At 31.6% G+C, this 18,704-nt stretch carries 16 protein-coding genes; all 16 read right to left on the reverse strand.

Annotated elements, in window-relative coordinates; translation table 11 throughout:
- Positions 1-55: 55 nt before the first annotated feature.
- Positions 56-1,339, reverse strand: a complete 1,284-nt coding sequence (locus BTOYO_RS12415) for a nucleotide sugar dehydrogenase (RefSeq protein ID WP_001036870.1) — start codon at positions 1,337-1,339, stop codon at positions 56-58.
- A 205-nt stretch (positions 1,340-1,544) separates the two neighbouring features.
- Complete coding sequence (locus tag BTOYO_RS12420; protein WP_000758172.1) at positions 1,545-2,660, reverse strand: glycosyltransferase family 4 protein; 1,116 nt, start codon at positions 2,658-2,660, stop codon at positions 1,545-1,547.
- Between the two features lie 21 nt (positions 2,661-2,681).
- Entirely contained in the window at positions 2,682-3,482 is an 801-nt protein-coding gene (locus BTOYO_RS12425) for a glycosyltransferase (protein WP_000807688.1), read from the reverse strand.
- Positions 3,483-3,618: 136 nt separating this feature from the next.
- Positions 3,619-4,971, reverse strand: coding sequence for a glycosyltransferase family 39 protein (locus tag BTOYO_RS12430; RefSeq protein WP_001101149.1), 1,353 nt, complete (start codon positions 4,969-4,971; stop codon positions 3,619-3,621).
- A 44-nt stretch (positions 4,972-5,015) separates the two neighbouring features.
- On the reverse strand, positions 5,016-6,218 hold the full coding sequence (locus tag BTOYO_RS12435) for a glycosyltransferase family protein (RefSeq protein WP_000832604.1): 1,203 nt from the start codon (positions 6,216-6,218) through the stop codon (positions 5,016-5,018).
- A gap of 121 nt (positions 6,219-6,339) precedes the next feature.
- Positions 6,340-8,622: an alginate lyase family protein gene (locus tag BTOYO_RS12440; RefSeq protein ID WP_000478245.1), complete on the reverse strand. Its 2,283-nt coding sequence runs from the start codon at positions 8,620-8,622 to the stop codon at positions 6,340-6,342.
- Position 8,623: 1 nt separating this feature from the next.
- Positions 8,624-9,901, reverse strand: coding sequence for a lipopolysaccharide biosynthesis protein (locus BTOYO_RS12445; RefSeq protein WP_000250380.1), 1,278 nt, complete (start codon positions 9,899-9,901; stop codon positions 8,624-8,626).
- Positions 9,886-10,878: a glycosyltransferase family 4 protein gene (locus BTOYO_RS12450; RefSeq protein WP_001291977.1), complete on the reverse strand. Its 993-nt coding sequence runs from the start codon at positions 10,876-10,878 to the stop codon at positions 9,886-9,888. Before BTOYO_RS12450 ends, BTOYO_RS12445 begins: the two co-directional genes overlap by 16 nt.
- Before the next feature lie 185 nt (positions 10,879-11,063).
- The gene (locus tag BTOYO_RS12455; protein WP_000392623.1) at positions 11,064-11,744 is read right to left on the reverse strand and encodes a sugar transferase; all 681 of its coding nucleotides are present in this window, start codon (positions 11,742-11,744) and stop codon (positions 11,064-11,066) included.
- An 18-nt stretch (positions 11,745-11,762) separates the two neighbouring features.
- Positions 11,763-12,644: a UTP--glucose-1-phosphate uridylyltransferase GalU gene (gene galU / locus BTOYO_RS12460; RefSeq protein ID WP_000757775.1), complete on the reverse strand. Its 882-nt coding sequence runs from the start codon at positions 12,642-12,644 to the stop codon at positions 11,763-11,765.
- 244 nt (positions 12,645-12,888) lie between these two features.
- On the reverse strand, positions 12,889-13,656 hold the full coding sequence (locus BTOYO_RS12465) for a tyrosine-protein phosphatase (RefSeq protein WP_000566175.1): 768 nt from the start codon (positions 13,654-13,656) through the stop codon (positions 12,889-12,891).
- A gap of 108 nt (positions 13,657-13,764) precedes the next feature.
- A complete protein-coding gene (locus tag BTOYO_RS12470) occupies positions 13,765-14,466 on the reverse strand; it encodes a CpsD/CapB family tyrosine-protein kinase (RefSeq protein WP_001207195.1) in 702 nt (233 codons plus the stop codon).
- On the reverse strand, positions 14,456-15,199 hold the full coding sequence (locus BTOYO_RS12475; RefSeq protein ID WP_000393140.1) for a YveK family protein: 744 nt from the start codon (positions 15,197-15,199) through the stop codon (positions 14,456-14,458). The genes BTOYO_RS12470 and BTOYO_RS12475 overlap by 11 nt, the downstream gene beginning before the upstream one ends.
- Positions 15,200-15,461: 262 nt before the next feature.
- A complete protein-coding gene (locus BTOYO_RS12480) occupies positions 15,462-16,139 on the reverse strand; it encodes a CpsD/CapB family tyrosine-protein kinase (protein WP_000467971.1) in 678 nt (225 codons plus the stop codon).
- A 350-nt stretch (positions 16,140-16,489) separates the two neighbouring features.
- Positions 16,490-16,924 (reverse strand): 3-hydroxyacyl-ACP dehydratase FabZ, encoded by a 435-nt coding sequence (gene fabZ, locus BTOYO_RS12485; protein ID WP_000931959.1) that lies wholly within the window; start codon positions 16,922-16,924, stop codon positions 16,490-16,492.
- Between the two features lie 493 nt (positions 16,925-17,417).
- The gene (gene mreB, locus BTOYO_RS12490) at positions 17,418-18,419 is read right to left on the reverse strand and encodes a rod shape-determining protein (protein ID WP_000457991.1); all 1,002 of its coding nucleotides are present in this window, start codon (positions 18,417-18,419) and stop codon (positions 17,418-17,420) included.
- Between the last annotated feature and the right edge of the window lie 285 nt (positions 18,420-18,704).

Consider the following 18,704-nt stretch of genomic DNA (forward strand, 5'->3'; position numbering starts at 1 on the left):
TCTAACTTTTCATTTAATAAAACATATTCTTGATCAGTTATTTACAATTGGTTCATTATACTTGTACGTTTTCTAAACTTCTTAGTTCATATAGATTGTTAAAATTGTAATAAGAAATTTGTTTACTACTTATGTTCATACAATTACGTGTATCAAATATAATAGCCTTTCTTGCATTATCAATAATTATTTTTTCGTCTATTTGTTTAAATTCATTATGGTCTGTTAGTACCAAAATACATTCTGCATTTTTTACAGCATTCTCTAGACTATATAAATTAAAATGCACCTGATTTTCATGAACATGGGGATCATGTACAGCAATCTGGTAACCCTGGTCTTTAAGTAAATCTACAATTGTCATAGCTGGGCTTTCTCTGACATCATCAATATTACCCTTGTATGTAATTCCTAAGACTGCAACTTTTGCATTCTTATCTGGAATAATCTTTTCTAATTGTTCTACAACAAATACAGGCATAGAATTATTTATAAAGCGTGCATTAGAAATTAATTGAGACTCTTCAGGTGCCTTTTCAATAATAAAATACGGGTCTACTGCTAAACAATGCCCTCCAACACCTGGTCCCGGAAGATGTAAATTTACTCGAGGATGGTGATTAGCTAGTTTAATAACCTCTAAAGCATTTACGCCAAGTTTTTCAGATATTTTTGCCAATTCATTTGCTAATGCAATATTTACATCACGGAATGTATTTTCCATCAGCTTAGACATTTCTGCTGTTACAGCAGTAGTTTCAAGGATTTCTCCTTTTACAAAACTACCGTAAACTTCGGCTGCTTTTTGCGTAGATTTTTTATTAATCCCACCAACTATTCTTGTATTCTCTACTAATTCAATTAAAATACGTCCAGGTAACACACGTTCCGGACAATGTGCAAGGTAAATTTCTTCTCCTACTTCCCATCCCTGTTCCTCAATAATTGGAGCCACTGTATCATCAATAGTTCTTGGCGGAATCGTAGATTCTACAATTACAATACTTTCCTTCTGTAAGAATGGTAAAATAGACTTAGTAGCTTCTACGACATAGTCTAAATTTGCAGTATGATCAGCATTGTGTGGTGTAGGAACAGCAATAATAAAAACATCAGCCTTGGTTGGTTCTACACTGGCGATCAATTTCCCCTTTTCTACTACATCTTTAACTAATTCTCCTAATCCAACCTCTTCAATATGAACTTTACCTTGGTTAATCATTTCAATTGCAACTGGGTTAACATCTACCCCTATAACATCATATCCCGCTTTTGCAAATATAGCTGAAGTGGGTAAACCAATATAACCTAAACCTACTACACAAACCTTCTTATTCATTTTCACCAATCCTTATCTTTTTTATTATTTAGCTCATATATCAAAATTATAATAAATATAAAATCACACAAAGTTATACTTACTCAAATAATTTCATATAGATATACTATATTTTATTATTCTTTCAATTAATTAAATCCTATTATTACGTATCAATGATTATTATCTCTCTAATTATAAAGCCTCTTTGCACTACTTATAATTTTTATTTGGAATATAACCCTTCTATTGAAGATAGCATTTTTTCAATTGTAAAGGTTTCTTCAAATGTCCTAAAACTATTTTCGGAGAGCTTGTCATATAGAATAGGATTTTTTATAATATCTAATATTTTTTGTGTTCCTTCTTCAGCATTATCTTTATCAAAAAGATAACCATTATAATTATCAACAACAATTTCATTATTACCTACAACATCCGTCGCAATAATAGGTTTTTTATATGATAATGCCTCTATTAATGAATATGGCATACCTTCGTATAAGGAAGTAGATAAAAATATATCAAAATACATTAATTCTATATCTGGGTTTGAATGAAATCCTTTTAATTTAATAAATTCACTTAAATTATTTTTTTTAACATAATCAGAAACTTCTTTAAAATACTCTCCATCTCCAATGTATACAAACTCAACGTTTTGATTTTCCTTAATTACTTGTTCAGCTATACGAATAAATAACCATGGATTTTTTTGATAATCCATTCTCGCAATTGTTCCCACTACCAATTTCTCTTTACAACCTTTTACAGGCAATTTGCTATCTGTAGAGGATGAAGAAATACCATTATATACTACCATTGATTTATTTAACGAAATGACTTTATGCTCCAAAGCAAATGTTTCTTCACCTTTGGAAACATGAAGAACCTTTGTTGTTAAAAAACCTAGTAATTTTTCGATATTTTTATATACGAATTTTTTCTTTGAAGATAAATTCGGGTTTTGAAATACGTATGCATGTGGTGTATAGTATATCTTTTTCACCCCACATATTTTTGCCGCTATCCTACCTATTGCACCCGCTTTAGAGCTATGGCAATGGACAATTTGCGGCTTGATTTCTCTTAGTATTTTTATAATTGATTTTGTAGCCCCTATGTCATTTTTAGCTGATAATTCCCTCACCATTTCTGGGACTTCGTAAAAATAAATCCCTTTAAGCTTATTTTTTGCCAATAGGAATATATCATCTACTCGCTTAGTACCATGTACAACATGTACCTCATATTTATCTAGATCTAAATTGGAGAGTACGTCTACTAAATGTCTCCTAACTCCTCCACCTAACGCCTCACATATAAAAACAACCTTTTTCATTACTCATGACCCCTTTTATCATTAGTTAGAAGATCTACTTAGTAAAGACTTAATACCAATAATTAGTTTATTAGGAGCTATTAGCAAGATAAAAGACTTTACTATTCCCACATAACTTTCTAAAACTAGGGGGTTAAAATATTTTCTTTGAATTTTTATTCTGCTATACAACTGTCTTTTTCGCCTACTTAATGAGATGCTATTTGGATTGATTTCCTTACAAATAAGAACTTCATCTAAATTTGAAACCTCATATTTATTCATTATCCTGAAGAAAAACTCGTAATCTTCTGCTGCTGGAAAATTAGTGTGATATACACCAATCTCTTCAATAATCACCGTTCTAAACATAACGGATGGGTGTGGAAAACAACTATTAATATGCATCTTCTTTTTTATCTCATCTGTTGAAAGTGGCACACGCTCTATAAACACTTCTTTACCATTCATATCCGTATGCCTCACGTTTGATCCTATCAACATATAATTCGGATTATCTAACATATATTTTTTTTGCTTATAAAATCGATTAGGTTCAATTGTATCCCCTGCATCTATCCTGGCAACAAATTTATAGCCATTATCGCAAATATACTTTAATCCTAAATTTAAGACATGCTCAATTCCTTTATTAACTTCAGACTTTATAAAAATAATATGATGAATTCCAATAATCTTAGGGACACGAATCGGTTCCTTACTACCGTCATCAACAACTACTACATCTACTTTTTCTTTTGTTTCCTTCAATAAAGATTCTAAGGTTTGATTTAAACCAACTTGATCGTTATATACAGGAATTAATAACGCTATTTCTGCCATAAGACCTCTCCAATTCATACTTCGTATAATAAAAAACATAGATAATCATTACATAAAACACATGTAATAATTATCTATGTGTGAGCATTTTAAATTTTTATATAAATAAACATTTTAATTGTATTTAACAAATAGATTATTTAACTAAAAAAACCGTCAATATAACAATAAGACCAAAACTAACTAATCCCAAGAACAATAACTTCTCCCTAAATCTATTGATTACGACTCCTATTAACAGGCAATTTAACCATATCCACATATTATATAATCTAGGTATTGGAAGTCCGTATACACTTGTAATTAAAAAGATAAACAAAATAGGCATTATACAGCATAACAGCCAAATCCAAGTATCCTTTTGTTTTTTTCCAATAACCATAAGAATCATAATAGCTACAAAGCTGAACATTAAAATAAAATTTTGATAATAAAAGGAAGATAGATTCAAAAACTCCGAAAATGCAGATAAATCATAATTCTTTAAAACTGTTGTTTGTCCCAAAAAGCTATACAGTACACTATATATAGCTAAGTTCCACCCTTTAGAACGCTCTGCTATCCATGGCTGAGTTCCATCATTCAGTGTGAATTTATTTTGTACATTTTCGAATCCATAAACATAGCATCCTATAACCACAACAATCATCAAAATTGTTACCAATAAATAATTTTTAACAGGCTGTTTCTTTGAGAAGAAATACGCACAACTCAGCGAAATAATAGTAATGGGAGCGGCATATGACCTAAATAAAAACAGAAATATTAATGTAATTAAAATTTTAATAGTATACTTTACTTTATTTTCAAAGTTATTTCCAACAAAATATATACAGTAATAACATACTAGTATCACTAAAAAAGAGTTTATATTGTCTCTAGAAAGAGTGGATATGACCAGCAAATTGGCTGGGTATAATTCATATAACATTATTGAGAAAATAGCCCATTTATCATTTAAGTAGTTAATTACTATCTTATACAATACGTAATAACTCAAAATACTTACTTTTAATTTTAATAATATCAAAGTTAAAAGATTCGGACCAAATATACTAATTAAGACAGCATTAAGTATATTATAGGCATTATACGGGCCGTAAAATCCAAAATGCGGAAAATCTCCTGCTAACCAATATTTAAAGTTCTGACTAAAAAGTATCTGTACAAGTTGTTGGGATTCATCATAATAATTTTTTGTATCGGCGTAATAATTCTCCCCGATTTTCCCCAATAAATTTCCATCACTAAATCCTAAGTTGATGGCATTATAGTACTGAATATACACTATAATTACAAATATACTCGTCAACAATATCCCTAATAAACAAATTATTGGTTTATTCAAGTTCAAACGCCTGTATACCAGTATATTCAAAACAACTAGACTAAAGATTATTGTTATATTCTGTATTGCACCACTTACAAAAATTGCCAAAAATAATACTGCTATATACACTAGTAATAAATTATTGATTTTTACATTCATATTTTCTCAAACACCTTATATAAAATTGATAAATTCTTCATAAATCAAGAATTTTCCTTTTGAAGAATCCTATTATATTTACTTGAATTAACATTATAGCTATAAAACCCCTTCAATTCAGAGTAATCAAAATTAGAAGAGGTTTTACTAATCTCCACTAATTTTTTCGCGATTTTTTCCTTTTCATTATCGACATTATCAAATAGATCAGTTAAGTTTGACCCTACATTCAAAATTCTCGTATCTGCGTACAAGTAATCAATAATTTTACTAGGTATTTGACTTGTACTTTTATTATTTAAATTAATTAACAAATCCATATTTTTCATAATACTAATAATTTCACTTCTATCTTTAAAGGTGTTGACTGTAATAGGAATTGTTTTTATATCAAGCCCTTCCATTTCTAAAAATTCTTCTAATGCATTGACATTTCCAAAATAATGAAAATGTAGATTTGGATTTTTTTCACTGGCTAATACCAGACCATGGATAAATTCCACTGGACTTCTAATCCCTCTATAAAAAGATCCTGCATACATTATATTAAATTTTTCCTTATCTATACTATAGCTGCTTTCACCTTGTTGTTCTTCAAATAATTGAGGAATAACATGAATTTTCGACCTATTGACACCTAAATTAGTATAGCAATCTACTGCATTTTCTGTTGGTATTACTATGGAATTGACATTATTAAGTATCTTTGATTCCAGAAATTTATCGTATTTTCTTATTTCTCTATCTGGATTATAAGAGAATGGATCTCCGTAATCAGCTATCCACTTTAAATGAGTAGCATCTTTTTTTAATAGATGCCCTGTAATATGAGTAGAAACTGGCAACCCAACGGTCACCATAGCCTCACTATTACTATGCAGCTTATGTTTTTTTACATAACGATATGCATTTATTGCCCACTCAACTGTTCGATCTGGCCAAATAAGTACGTCATATAAACTTTTTAAGCCTTTAATGAAAAAATTACTCCGAGAATTGTTTAATATATTTCTATTAACATCCCATCTATTTTTTTCTTTATGGAGTATACTCCCTGGTTTCACTTGATGTATGGTTATGTTATCTGATTCTCTAGCATCTATTTCTTGATACATACTATTTCTAGGAATTATTAAATCAACATTATACCCCTCTTGTACCAAAGAAGATACGATACCCTTCACATGGAAAGCACGGGCTACATTTTCTGGATAATACCAATAACTAATTACCATTACTCTCTTCATATTATTGTAATAAATCCCTTCTAAAATTCATTTAATACACGCCATGTAATACAATATTCTCCACCCTCTAGCCCATTATTTCACTAGAGTTCTACCCAAAAATCTTATTATTAAATGCCCTTTATTTATTTTTCATAATTCGTCCGTAACCGTTTGAATAGTAATTGAATTCTTGATTAACAATACTTGTTCCAAAATCGGTTATTACTACTCGTTTGTCAAATATCTCTATTTTCCTATATACTTTTTGACCATAACCACTATGGCATCCTACAAAACTATTGTTTTTAAATTCCAAACACTGGCTATTTGTATTATTCTCTAAGCTAAACAAACCACTCAATCCATCATAAAAATTATTTTGTTCTATATCGCCCAATTGGATTGTAAAATGTGCTTTTGTGGATCTAAATAAATTTCTTTTCTCCGGTATTGGGGTGTATAGGTATGTTCCAGGATCTTTTATAATATTTTCTCCGTCAATTACCAATTCAATACTGAGCTGATCATTATGATCATGACTTCCTTTTCCGTTAGTACCTAACTTCCCACACCTAATAGCTAAATAAAAATCTGGAGATTTAAAAATATACATACCAAAGTCGGGATATGCTATCTTTTTTAGCCTCTCAACCAAATTAGATTTAGAATAAAAAATATATTGAACAAATTTTTCTTGTTGCTCTAATTTATTTATTTCATTTTTCTCTTGCTCATTTATGGAGATTTCTAAAGTATCATGTTTTAAACCCTGTGAAATAAATTCTTCATATGTTTTCATACGATTTTTCACCATATTTTTAATTAAGGTATGTTCTATAGAAGGCTTATTTACAAAGCTAAAAAATTTTTTCCTTTTAAATAAAGCATTAATTCCCGCTACTAGAAAGTGATGTTCTAAAAAGTCCTCATCCCAGTAATTTGCTTTATCACTTAATTCATTATAAGTACTTAAATTTAAATATTTTTGCTTAGCTTCCTGAACTGTTAATAAATTATAAGAGGGCTGTGTCTTAAAGAATCTTCCACTATCATTATCACCAAACTGCGCAACTTTTCCGTTAGGCTTAGTAATATCAACTGTAAATTCAGCCATTTTTTCTAATCTCTCCATATACCATCCAGGAAATATCCTCCCGTTATGGAAATCCCAAAATTTATCCGGATCAATTTCAAACCCTAGTTTTTTACAAACCCCAATATGATCTTGCAATTTGTAACTATGTAATATCTTTATTTTCTCTTTAGGCAACGCTAGGGCTACCGCTGTTGCATAAAGCATAAGTTCGCCAGATAAGCGATGATAAGTAGTAGAGTTTTCAAAGTTTGAACCTTCTTTATAAAATTGGAAACTCATTTCTTGAATTAATTCTTGGAATGAGAACTTTAACCATGTCGATACCTCTTTTGTAACAGGAAGATATGCAGAAATAAAGAATAATCCTACAATATTAGATAAATAATGATTATTTCTTATCCCTTTATTACGTTCTAGATGGTTAAAAATAAATTTCCCATGATCATATATAGAAAGTACAAATATTTTTTTAAATTCCTTATTAAATTCTACCCCTTGTACTTTAAGTAAATCATAAACTAAAATCCAATTAGCAGCTCTAATTGCAACGTCCATAGTGCACGTCCAATTTACTCCAAATTTAGGAGGATTTGCAGAGATAAAATCCAGAATTTCATCTTGGAATTCTCTTTCATATACCTCAGGATTTTCAAATTCTTTGTTTCCTTTACTCGCTAGCGTATATGCCCAAACAAATTGAATTAAATGTTGCATTCTGGAAAGTTCCCAAGGTACTTTAACATCAATTCCTGGCCCTGTATTAAGATTCAATTCAGAATAATGTTTTTTGGAATCCCACGTATATCCTGATTTAAAATCGATTCGCCAATCTATAGGTACATAACTACTAGATATATGACTCCTAACATACTCACTATAATTTTGATTCTCTTTATTAATTAAGTTTTTTATCCAATCACTATTCTCATCCACTTCAATTTTCTTTGAGGTATACCGGTGTTCTTCCAATCCCTGGAACTTCATGTTATATTTAACATTCAACCAACCTGATCCTAATAAATCAAAATAATGGTTCATATACAGTGAAGTTAAATCTCTAATTTGTACCACTTCATTTTTATCAAATTCATATTCCACGGTTTTTGATAAAATCTCCTCTAGTTCATAATTAAAAAATTCTTTTGAGTAACTAGAAGCTATACTATCTTTCCAACATTCAATCTTTCTTGATGACTTATAAACTATTTTTCTTTTCGCTTTCTCTAGGACTTCCTTTACAGACAACCCTTCTATTTTTTGAAAGTAGTTCAATATGCTATCACCTGCCTCTTTACTATAAAAACTCTCTACTTTTTCTAAAAACAACTTAAACGTATCTTCTCTCTTTCTTTATCACTATAAAAACAAAGACATATTGTATAACCAATACCAATAGAGCATTAAATACTTGCGCCCACGCTATTCCAATGATAGAAAAATGCTTTCCAATAAAATAATTAATTAACAAAATGATGGGGACAGAAATAAGGTTTACTAAAAAATTCTCTTTCATTCTTCCTAGGGCAATTAACATAATTGCTACAATTGCATAGGATGAATATATTACGTATTTAACCATTAATATGCCAGTATATGTGACAGTATTTATATAAGAGTTCCCATAAAAAATAGGAACAAATATTTTCGCCCCTAAATAAACTGTAATCCCTACAAAAATACTCAATACTAAAGTCTTTTTTTGTATATTAAAAGTCATCTGTTTTAATTTACTAATATCTTTAGTACTTTCAGTGAGATAAGGTGTATAGATATTCTGTAAAGTAGCAGTAACTTGCGTTGCTCCTAATAAAAATATAGTTGCTATTGCATAGTATCCCATCTCAACGCGATTTGTAATAAAACTATCCATAATAATAATATCTGTATAATTCCCTATATTATTGGTAAAATTAGCCAAAAAACTAAAAAATGCAATATTCCAAAATGTAAACGGTATTTTCTTGGACATATTATAAGATACTTTTATAGAATTTACTTCTTTAAACAGTGGAAATAGCCCTACTACTAATCCTAGAACTGTTGCGATAATAAATCCTTTAATACCGAAAAACCACGTACCAATAATAATAAATATTGCATTTTGAATTTTTATTATTGATTGTATAACAGCCATTCGTTTTACCCTTTTCAGAGCCAACAAATAATTCATCAAAATATTTGTCATAGTAAGCATTGGAATACAAAGTGTATATACCCCCCACTGAAATACAGAGTATTTCGGAGAAAAAACTAAAAACAAGTTAAATAATATTACAGAAATCACACAAAAAATTATACTTTTTCGAATCGCATATAAGAGAAGATATTTTTTTTCGCCCTCCTCCCTAGGTTCCGAACAATATTTCAATATTGCCGTATCGAGTCCAAAAGTACCTATTAGAACAGCTAATATTAAATAAGTCTGTAAGCTTTTTATCTGTGCCATACTTTCAGGAGAAATAAATTTTGCAACTAAAATAACACTTCCGAACCCAACAAACTGTACTAAAAATTTTGTTAATAATAAACTAAAAAAACCTTTTTTTCTTAGTTGAATTATATTATTATGGATTTTCCCTCTCATATTTGCTAATAGCTGCACCATGTCGATTTCTCCTTAAAATCCATATCTTCAATACATTTTTCAATATTGCATACCAAGTCATTTATATTTCGATTTTCAAACAATATCGTACCCTCTGGCCGATTGCAAACATTACTTGCAATAGCTCTACAATTAAAGTAAATTGCTTCTTCAATACTTATACCATAAGCATCACTATAAGTTGGTCGAATCATTATATCCGACTTTTTAAATAGAGGCCATAATTCTTTTTGTCCTGTAAGAAATAATATATTTCCCTCTATTTTGTATTCTTTAATTTTGTCTAACATACTTTTGAAATACTCTTCATCGCCTATTTCTGCCAAAGCAAAAACCAATCCTATTTTTGGATACTTGTTTTTTAAAATTCTTATTACTTCTATACACATATCAATTCCATACAAATCTATATTCTTATAAAATGTAATCTTTGAGGCATTGCCTATTAATATTTGTTCACTGTTATTTAAAAAACTTATAACCTCTTCGCTATACGTCGACAAAATATGTTCTTCATCCTCTAATGGAGGTGGTATAAAGGGCGATTTTACCACGACTTGTTTTGGGAGCTGGATGTTATTCTTTCTATATCCATCTTTTAAATGTTCTCCAACCAACACACACTGATCTACTTTTTTTATAAATAATTTAGTCATTATTTTTTTCACATTACGAAAAGTATCTAAAATTCTTATAGAATGGTTTTGTAAAATAATCCTACATTGAAATGGCCGTAATAATAAAGCTATCATGGTTAATGTATTAAATTCATTAAGGTGGAAAGTATGCTTTTGTGGTGACATTACACAATAATGTATTAAAAATTTCAACTTTTCTAAACGCCCCATTTTATCAAAATCAATAAATTCTACTTCTTTACCTTGTTTTTCTAAAAATTTACTATACCTATATATATATATACTTACGCCCCCTAATGGAGGAGGATAAGGACCTATAAGAAAATATTTTTCGCTCATATTTTACATTCCCTCTTAATTCCATTAAATGCACTAGATTTAATATTTACAATGATACATCTAATATTATTATTCAGCTTTTTGAAAATTTCACATAAAAAATAAATAGATCCCTCAGATAGAAAAGACTATAACTCTCTCAAGGAATCTATTTATGATTAATCTCGACAACGTGATTATTATGTTTAATACGCACCCTTACGTAATACAACCAATAAAACAGTTTTAAATAATATAATAATGTCTAATTTCAAGGATTGATTGTATACATAATATAATTCTATATCTACCCTCTCTGGGTACCCTACATCACTTCTACCACTTACTTGCCAATAACCTGTTAAACCAGGGCTCACAGATAAAAAGTCTGAAGTTTTAGAGCCGTATTCTTTTAATTCTTCCTGAATTACTGGTCTCGGACCAACTAAACTCATATCACCTTTAAGGACATTAATAAACTGTGGTAATTCATCTAAACTTGTTCTCCTTAAAAAGCGCCCTATGTTTGTAATACGTGGATCTTCCTCTGGCTCAAGTTTATAGTTATTATCTATATATTTCTTATATAAAACTTCATTTTTCTCTAATTTTTCTTCTGCATTAACTACCATAGAACGAAATTTATAAATACCAAATACTTTACCATCTTTACCAATTCTAGATTGTTTAAAGAAAACCGGCCCTTTCGCATCCCCACGCATGTAAAGGATAGGAATTATAATAAAGAATGGAGAAAATATTATTAAACCAACAATAGCACCTATAATATCCAGTGTCCTTTTTAAAAATGCATGGAAAATTGATGTTTTTTTCACTACACCTATTTCTTTCTCCACAGATTTATGTATCAATCCTCTTTCTTCCAACCTTTCTTCACCTCCCCTTTACACATGTACATTTTCTATTTTTATAAGTTCAGTCATATACTCCATTAATTCGTCCTTTAATTCTTCATGTTGTAATGCCATTTCAATTGTCGTTTTAATAAACCCAAACTTCTCACCAACATCATAACGAGTTCCTTCAAAGTCATAAGCAAATACACGCTGAATTTCATTTAATCGTTGAATCGCATCTGTCAGTTGAATTTCCCCACCAGCACCTGTCTGTTGGTTCTCTAAAAACATAAAAATTTCTGGTGTTAATACGTAACGACCCATAATCGCTAAATTGGATGGTGCTGTTCCTTGAGCTGGTTTTTCAACAAATTGACGTACTTGATAACGACGCTCGTTTTGTTCAACTGGATCGATAATACCGTAGCGATGCGTTTCATTTTCTGCCACTGTTTGTACGCCGATAACGGATGATTGTGTACCTTCATATTGATCCATCAGCTGACGTAAACATGGTGTTTTTGCTTGTACAATATCATCACCAAGTAATACCGCAAATGGTTCATTTCCAATAAACTTACGTGCGCACCATACTGCATGTCCTAAACCTTTCGGTTCTTTCTGTCTTATGTAGTGAATGTTAATTTTTGAAGAAGCTTGTACTTTTTCAAGCATTTCATATTTTCCTTTTTCTAAAAGGTTTTGTTCTAGTTCGAATGAATGATCAAAATGATCTTCGATCGCGCGCTTTCCTTTTCCAGTAACAATAATAATATCTTCAATTCCTGATTCAATCGCTTCTTCTATTATGTATTGAATTGTCGGCTTATCAACGATTGGCAACATTTCTTTCGGCATTGCTTTCGTTGCTGGTAAAAATCTTGTCCCAAGACCAGCTGCTGGGATAATCGCTTTTCTTACTTTTTTCAATGTTAGTCCCCCATATTTATTTATTTATTTATATGTAACAATAACAAAAACCCTACCTATAAAGTCATAGCTATAACTCCATAGGTAGAGTTTCTATCATAAATAAAATATGGGCATCTAACCCATCCTCACGTCATACTCCCGACGACAAGCGTCTAAGGTAGGTTCGAAAATAAATTTTCTACCCACAGCACGACCGAGTGCCTCCATTGATAACGGTTAGGAGACATCACCTATTCCTTATTTAAAAAATACCGAACAATTTCTTACGACGAATTTGTTCTGGATCTTCTTTATAAATCGCCTTCCCGCTAATTAATAAATATGGATTTTCTTTCAAATCACTCATAACACTCATACCGAATTCCTTCTCAATTAATTCGTAGCTTTCCGCTAAATGAAATCCTCTTGATGTCGTGTTATGTGCATCTGAAGCGACCATATGTGTTAAATTATGTTCCACAAGTTGTAGTGAAAACTTTTTAATTTTTTTACCGAATTTCCCTAATAAACTACCTGCTGTTACTTGCGTGAGTGCACCTTTATTAACAAGATTATATAACTTATCTGGCCGCTCGATTAACTCGGCATTACGTTCTGGGTGAACGATAATTGGAATCATTCCCTTAACTCGCAGTTCATATAATAGTTGTTCCGCATATCTTGGTACGTGATTAGATGGAAATTCAATGAATATATATTTATTTGTTTCGTTTAAAGTAACAATTTTACCAGCTTCGTAGTCTTCTAATAAATCACCATATAACCTGACCTCTTGCCCCGGTAAAATAGTAAGTGAAATATTATGTTGTTGTAGTTCATCATTTAGTTGTTTTACGTGATGAATAATTGAGGTACGTTCATTTATATATTTTCCATTTTGATGGTGCGGCGTTGCGACAATTGTATGTATTCCTTCTGCTACGGCTTGTTGCGCCATCGCTAAACTATCTGTCATAGTTTGTGCACCATCATCGATGCCATGTAAGATGTGACAATGTAAATCAATCATTTATTTTATCCTCCCTCTTTCCTAGTAATCTTTTTTCCCTTGAATATGAGACATCTCATATTCAAGGGAAAAAAGGAGATATGTTTCAACCATATCTCACTCTTTTAATTAGTTTGCACCGTAATAATAATATAAGCCTTCTTCACGTTCACGATCGTTCAGGACAACACCTAGCAGTTTACCTTTTGCCGATTCTAACAATCCTTTTGCTTTTACTGCTGTTTCTTTTTCTGTTGCTTCACTACGAACGACAAGAATAGAGGCATCACATACATTTGCCATAATTTGTGCGTCGGTAACAGCTAAAATAGGTGGCATATCAAAAATAACTAAGTCGTACATGCTGTATGCTTGTCCAAGAAGTTCTTTCATTGATTTTGAACCTAACAATTCTGCTGGATTAGGTGGGATTGGACCACAAGCTAAAAAGTGTAGATTATCAACTAATGTTGTTTGTACACATTTTTCTAAACGTTCACTATATGTTAATACATTCGTTAGTCCAAAAATATTATCAACTTGGAACATTTGATGCATCGCTGGTTTACGCATATCCGCATCAATTAATAATACTTTTTTTCCTTGTTGAGCAAACACAACTGCCATATTAGCTGTCGTTGTCGTTTTCCCTTCACTTGGATTTGCAGATGTTACCATTAATGAATGTAAATTCGTATCAATAGCTGCAAATTCGATATTCGTTCGAATATTACGATATTGCTCTGAAATCGGTGATTTCGGTTGTTGATGAGCAATTAATTGACGACGTTGACGATGGGTTTTTTTCTTTCTAAATAAATTAAGAGCCAATTGTTTGTCCCCTCACTTTTCTTGATGATGTAGCGTGTGATTTCACGTTCAATGTTTCTTCATCCATACGAGCTACAATACCTAACACTGGTAAACCAAGTAAGCTTTCGACATCTTCTTCTTTTTTTACTGTGTTATCTAAATATTCTAGTAAAAATGCAAGACCAACTGAAGCCATTAAACCAACAACGAAAACAATTGCTACATTTAACATTGGGCGCGGTTTAATTGGAGATAGATTCTCCGCAACTTCTGCCTTCGATAGTACCGTTACGTTATCAACATTCATAATCTTTGCAACTTCACCTTTAAATACATCTGCTGTTGCATTTGCAATATCACGAGCCACTTTCGGATTTTTGTCCTCAGCTGTTACAGAAATGACTTGTGAATCTTTTTCATTCGCAACATTAATCTTCTTTGTTAAAGATTGTGCTGTCATATTTAAATTTAATTTTTCATTCACTTGATCTAAGATTACTGGACTTTTAATGATAACCTTATATGTATTTGTTAATTGAATATTCGTTTGAACTTCACCAGCCTGAAACATTGCACCTTCTTGCTTCTTCTGATTAACAAGAATTTGCGTCGAAGATTGATAGATTGGTGTCATAAAGAAGAAGCTAATGATAGCACTTACAATAGCTGCACCAAATGCGATTACGAGGATCATTGCTAAACGTTTTTTTAAGATATGAAATAACTCTTTTAGACTAATTGTTTCTTCCATAGGTTCCTCCAACTTTCTAAAATTTACACATAGGAAAAATTATAACATATAAATCTTACATTTTTTATTTTTAATCATTCAGTTCTATATTTGTTCACAAGAAACAAGTTTAATCTTACAAAATAATCTTAAATATGACAACACATTCCAATCATTTCCCAAAAATTTTATCATATCATGTTTTTTATAGTGTGTAACTTGATAAATAATTTTCAGAAAACAATAAAAAGCACAACAAATTTTTTTGTTGGCTTTTTATATTTTAGTAATAACCATATTGCTCTTTTTCTTCTTTTTTATCGTTTAAAACAACACCTAGTAGTTTTCCTGATGCTTTATCTAATATTTGTTTCGCTTTTACGATTTTATCTTTTTCTGTCTTTTCGCTGCGTACAATGAGTACGATTCCATCGCATTTATTCGCTAGTATTTGCGCATCAGTAACCGCAAGGACAGGTGGTGTATCGATTAAAATAATATCAAACATGTTATATGCTTCTAGCAACGCTTCGTCCATTGCCCGGCTCCCTAATAATTCTGCTGGGTTTGGCGGGATTGGACCTGCTGCCATTAAATATACGTTCTCTATATCTGTTTTTTGAATGCATTGCATAAGCTTTGCTTGTCCTGATAATAAGTTCGTTAACCCATTTGAACTATGAATGGCAAATAAGTTTTGTATCGTCGGCTTACGCAAATCAGCTCCAATTAATAAAACTTTCTTTCCTTGTTGGCCGAAAACAACTGCTAAGTTTGCGATTGTCGTTGTTTTCCCATCACCTGGATCTGCCGAGGTAACGATAATAGAACGAACATGACTATCCACAGATGTAAATTCAATGTTTGTACGAATGTTACGATATTGTTCTGTAATACGCGATTTAGGTTCTTTATGTGTAATTAATTGTCGTAATGATTTTCTTTTCTTTCTCCCGAACATATTCATAATCTCCTTTTGTGAAATGCGACATTTCCCTTTTCTCTCTCTTATGCTCGATTTCATACGTCTAATTAATATTTTGTATTGCTAATTTCCCCACATCTCATCATAATCAATAACATTCTACTTTGTCTTATATAAGCGCCTTAACAATATGACAATGCCCTTACTTCTTCATTACCTTTATCACTTATCCTATTTTCTAAATAAATGATAAAGTAAATTATATGGTAATTACCATCTATTGACAAGTAATTTTCTGATTAGTTTGTATTTTATCACTTCATCGTTATATAACAGAAACAAAAAATCTCCTTGTACGTTCACAAGGAGATTTTTTTATTTGTTCTCTATTCTTTTTTATCACCAATTGCAAATGTGATTTCAGCTTCACATGCAACTTCACCATCTACTGTCGCAATTGCTTTTCCTTTTCCGATCGGGCCACGTACACGTGTCATTTCTACTTCTAGGCGAAGTTGATCACCCGGGCGTACCTGTTTTTTGAAACGACAATTGTCGATACCTGCGAAGAAAGCAAGTCTTCCGCGGTTTTCTTCTTTCTTTAATACAGCAACCGCTCCGACTTGTGCTAACGCTTCTACAATAAGTACGCCAGGCATAACTGCATAGTCAGGGAAGTGTCCATTAAAGAATTCTTCGTTTGCAGATACATTTTTAATTCCAACCGCTCTTTTGCCTTCATCTACTTCTAATATTTTATCAACAAGTAAAAATGGATAGCGGTGAGGAATGATTTCTTTAATTTGTTCTATATTTAGCATGTAATGATCGCCCCTTTTGTAATATTGGTCTTACCACTTGGACATATTGTTATTATCCCATTTTGTTTATCGTTTGTCATTACAAAGTGAATTTTTATATTTAGTATACTTACTTCTCCATATAAAAAAATGCACACACTCTATTCCCTTAAAATAGTTGCACATTCCTGCAACTGACACGGAGGTAGAAAAGAGTGTATGCCCAGATTAGGGAAAGGCAATATGTATTGAAACATTATTTGCCTTAATGTCGTATTCGACTCATTATATTATAAACGTTTTCAAATAAGGAAATATTAAATTTAACCATATATATGAATATTTTACCTGTTTCCTCCGTTTTTCTTTATTTTTCTCTCATTTTCGCAAAAAAACGAAATAAAAAAATAGAAAAATAAAAAAGAACTAAGGTTTACACCTTAGTTCCTTCTACTTTATCCAGCTATTTTTGAAATAATAATCAGTTGGGTGCCCCACTGATGAAAGTTTCACTTTATTTCAAAGCACGACGTGGTAATTTGTCAATATTCTCTAACATAATACCTGTACCAACCGCAACACATTGCATTGGGTTTTCAGCGATTAATACTGGTACCTTTAATTCTTCTGCTAGAAGCATGTCGATACCGTGTAGTAAAGCTCCACCGCCTGTTAAAATAACACCGCGGTCGATAATGTCCGCAGATAGTTCTGGTGGTGTGCGCTCTAGTACGCCTTTTGCAGCTTGTACAATGATAGCCGCGTCTTCTTTTAGTGCTTCTGTAATTTCTTCAGAGCATACTGTAATTGTACGTGGTAAACCTGTTACCATGTCACGTCCACGAATTTCAAGCTCTTCACTACGTGCACCTGGGAATACTGTACCGACTTTAATTTTAATATTTTCTGAAGTACGTTCTCCAATTAATAGCTTATACTTACGTTTAACGTAGTTTAAGATCTCCATATCAAACTTATCGCCAGCCATTTTGATAGAAGAAGAGGTAACAATATCACCCATAGATAGTACAGCGATATCTGTTGTACCTCCACCAATATCAACAACCATGTTACCGCTTGGTTGGAAGATTTCCATACCAGCACCAACTGCGGCTACTTTTGGTTCTTCTTCTAAAAATACTGTTTTACCACCTGAACGTTCAGCAGCTTCACGAATTGCTTTTTGTTCTACCGATGTGATATTTGTTGGACAACAAATTAAAATGCGAGGTTTTGAAAAGAAGCTCTTTACGTCCAACTTGTTAATGAAATACTTTAACATCGCTTCTGTAATTTCGAAATCTGCGATTACACCATCTTTAAGTGGACGAATTGCTACAATATTACCAGGCGTACGTCCCACCATACTTCTTGCTTCTTCACCTACTGCTAATACTTTACCTGTATTACGATCAATTGCCACAACAGATGGCTCATTTAATACAATACCCTTACCTTTAACATGAATTAATACATTAGCCGTACCTAGGTCAATTCCGATATCTCGCGCAAACATTCCCGTCTTTTCCTCCTCGATATTCAAAATCAGGTTACACCCGAATTCTTTTACACCTAATTTCTGATTTTATCATAAATTTAACAGAAACGTAATATTCGCAAAAAGAATTCTTCTGAAAAATATTACCGAATGCACGCGGAATGTTTGCTAACGTATATTTATCTTATATTAACGGAAGGTAAGACTCTCATCTCAAAATCAATCCGACGAGTTTAGAAGAGTTGAGCGAAAGACAAAAAGCCTGCAAACGCCCGATTACTGAAGACTAATAATCAGTGAGGC

Origin of the sequence: Bacillus toyonensis BCT-7112 (assembly GCF_000496285.1) — a bacterium.
GTDB lineage: Bacteria > Bacillota > Bacilli > Bacillales > Bacillaceae_G > Bacillus_A > Bacillus_A toyonensis.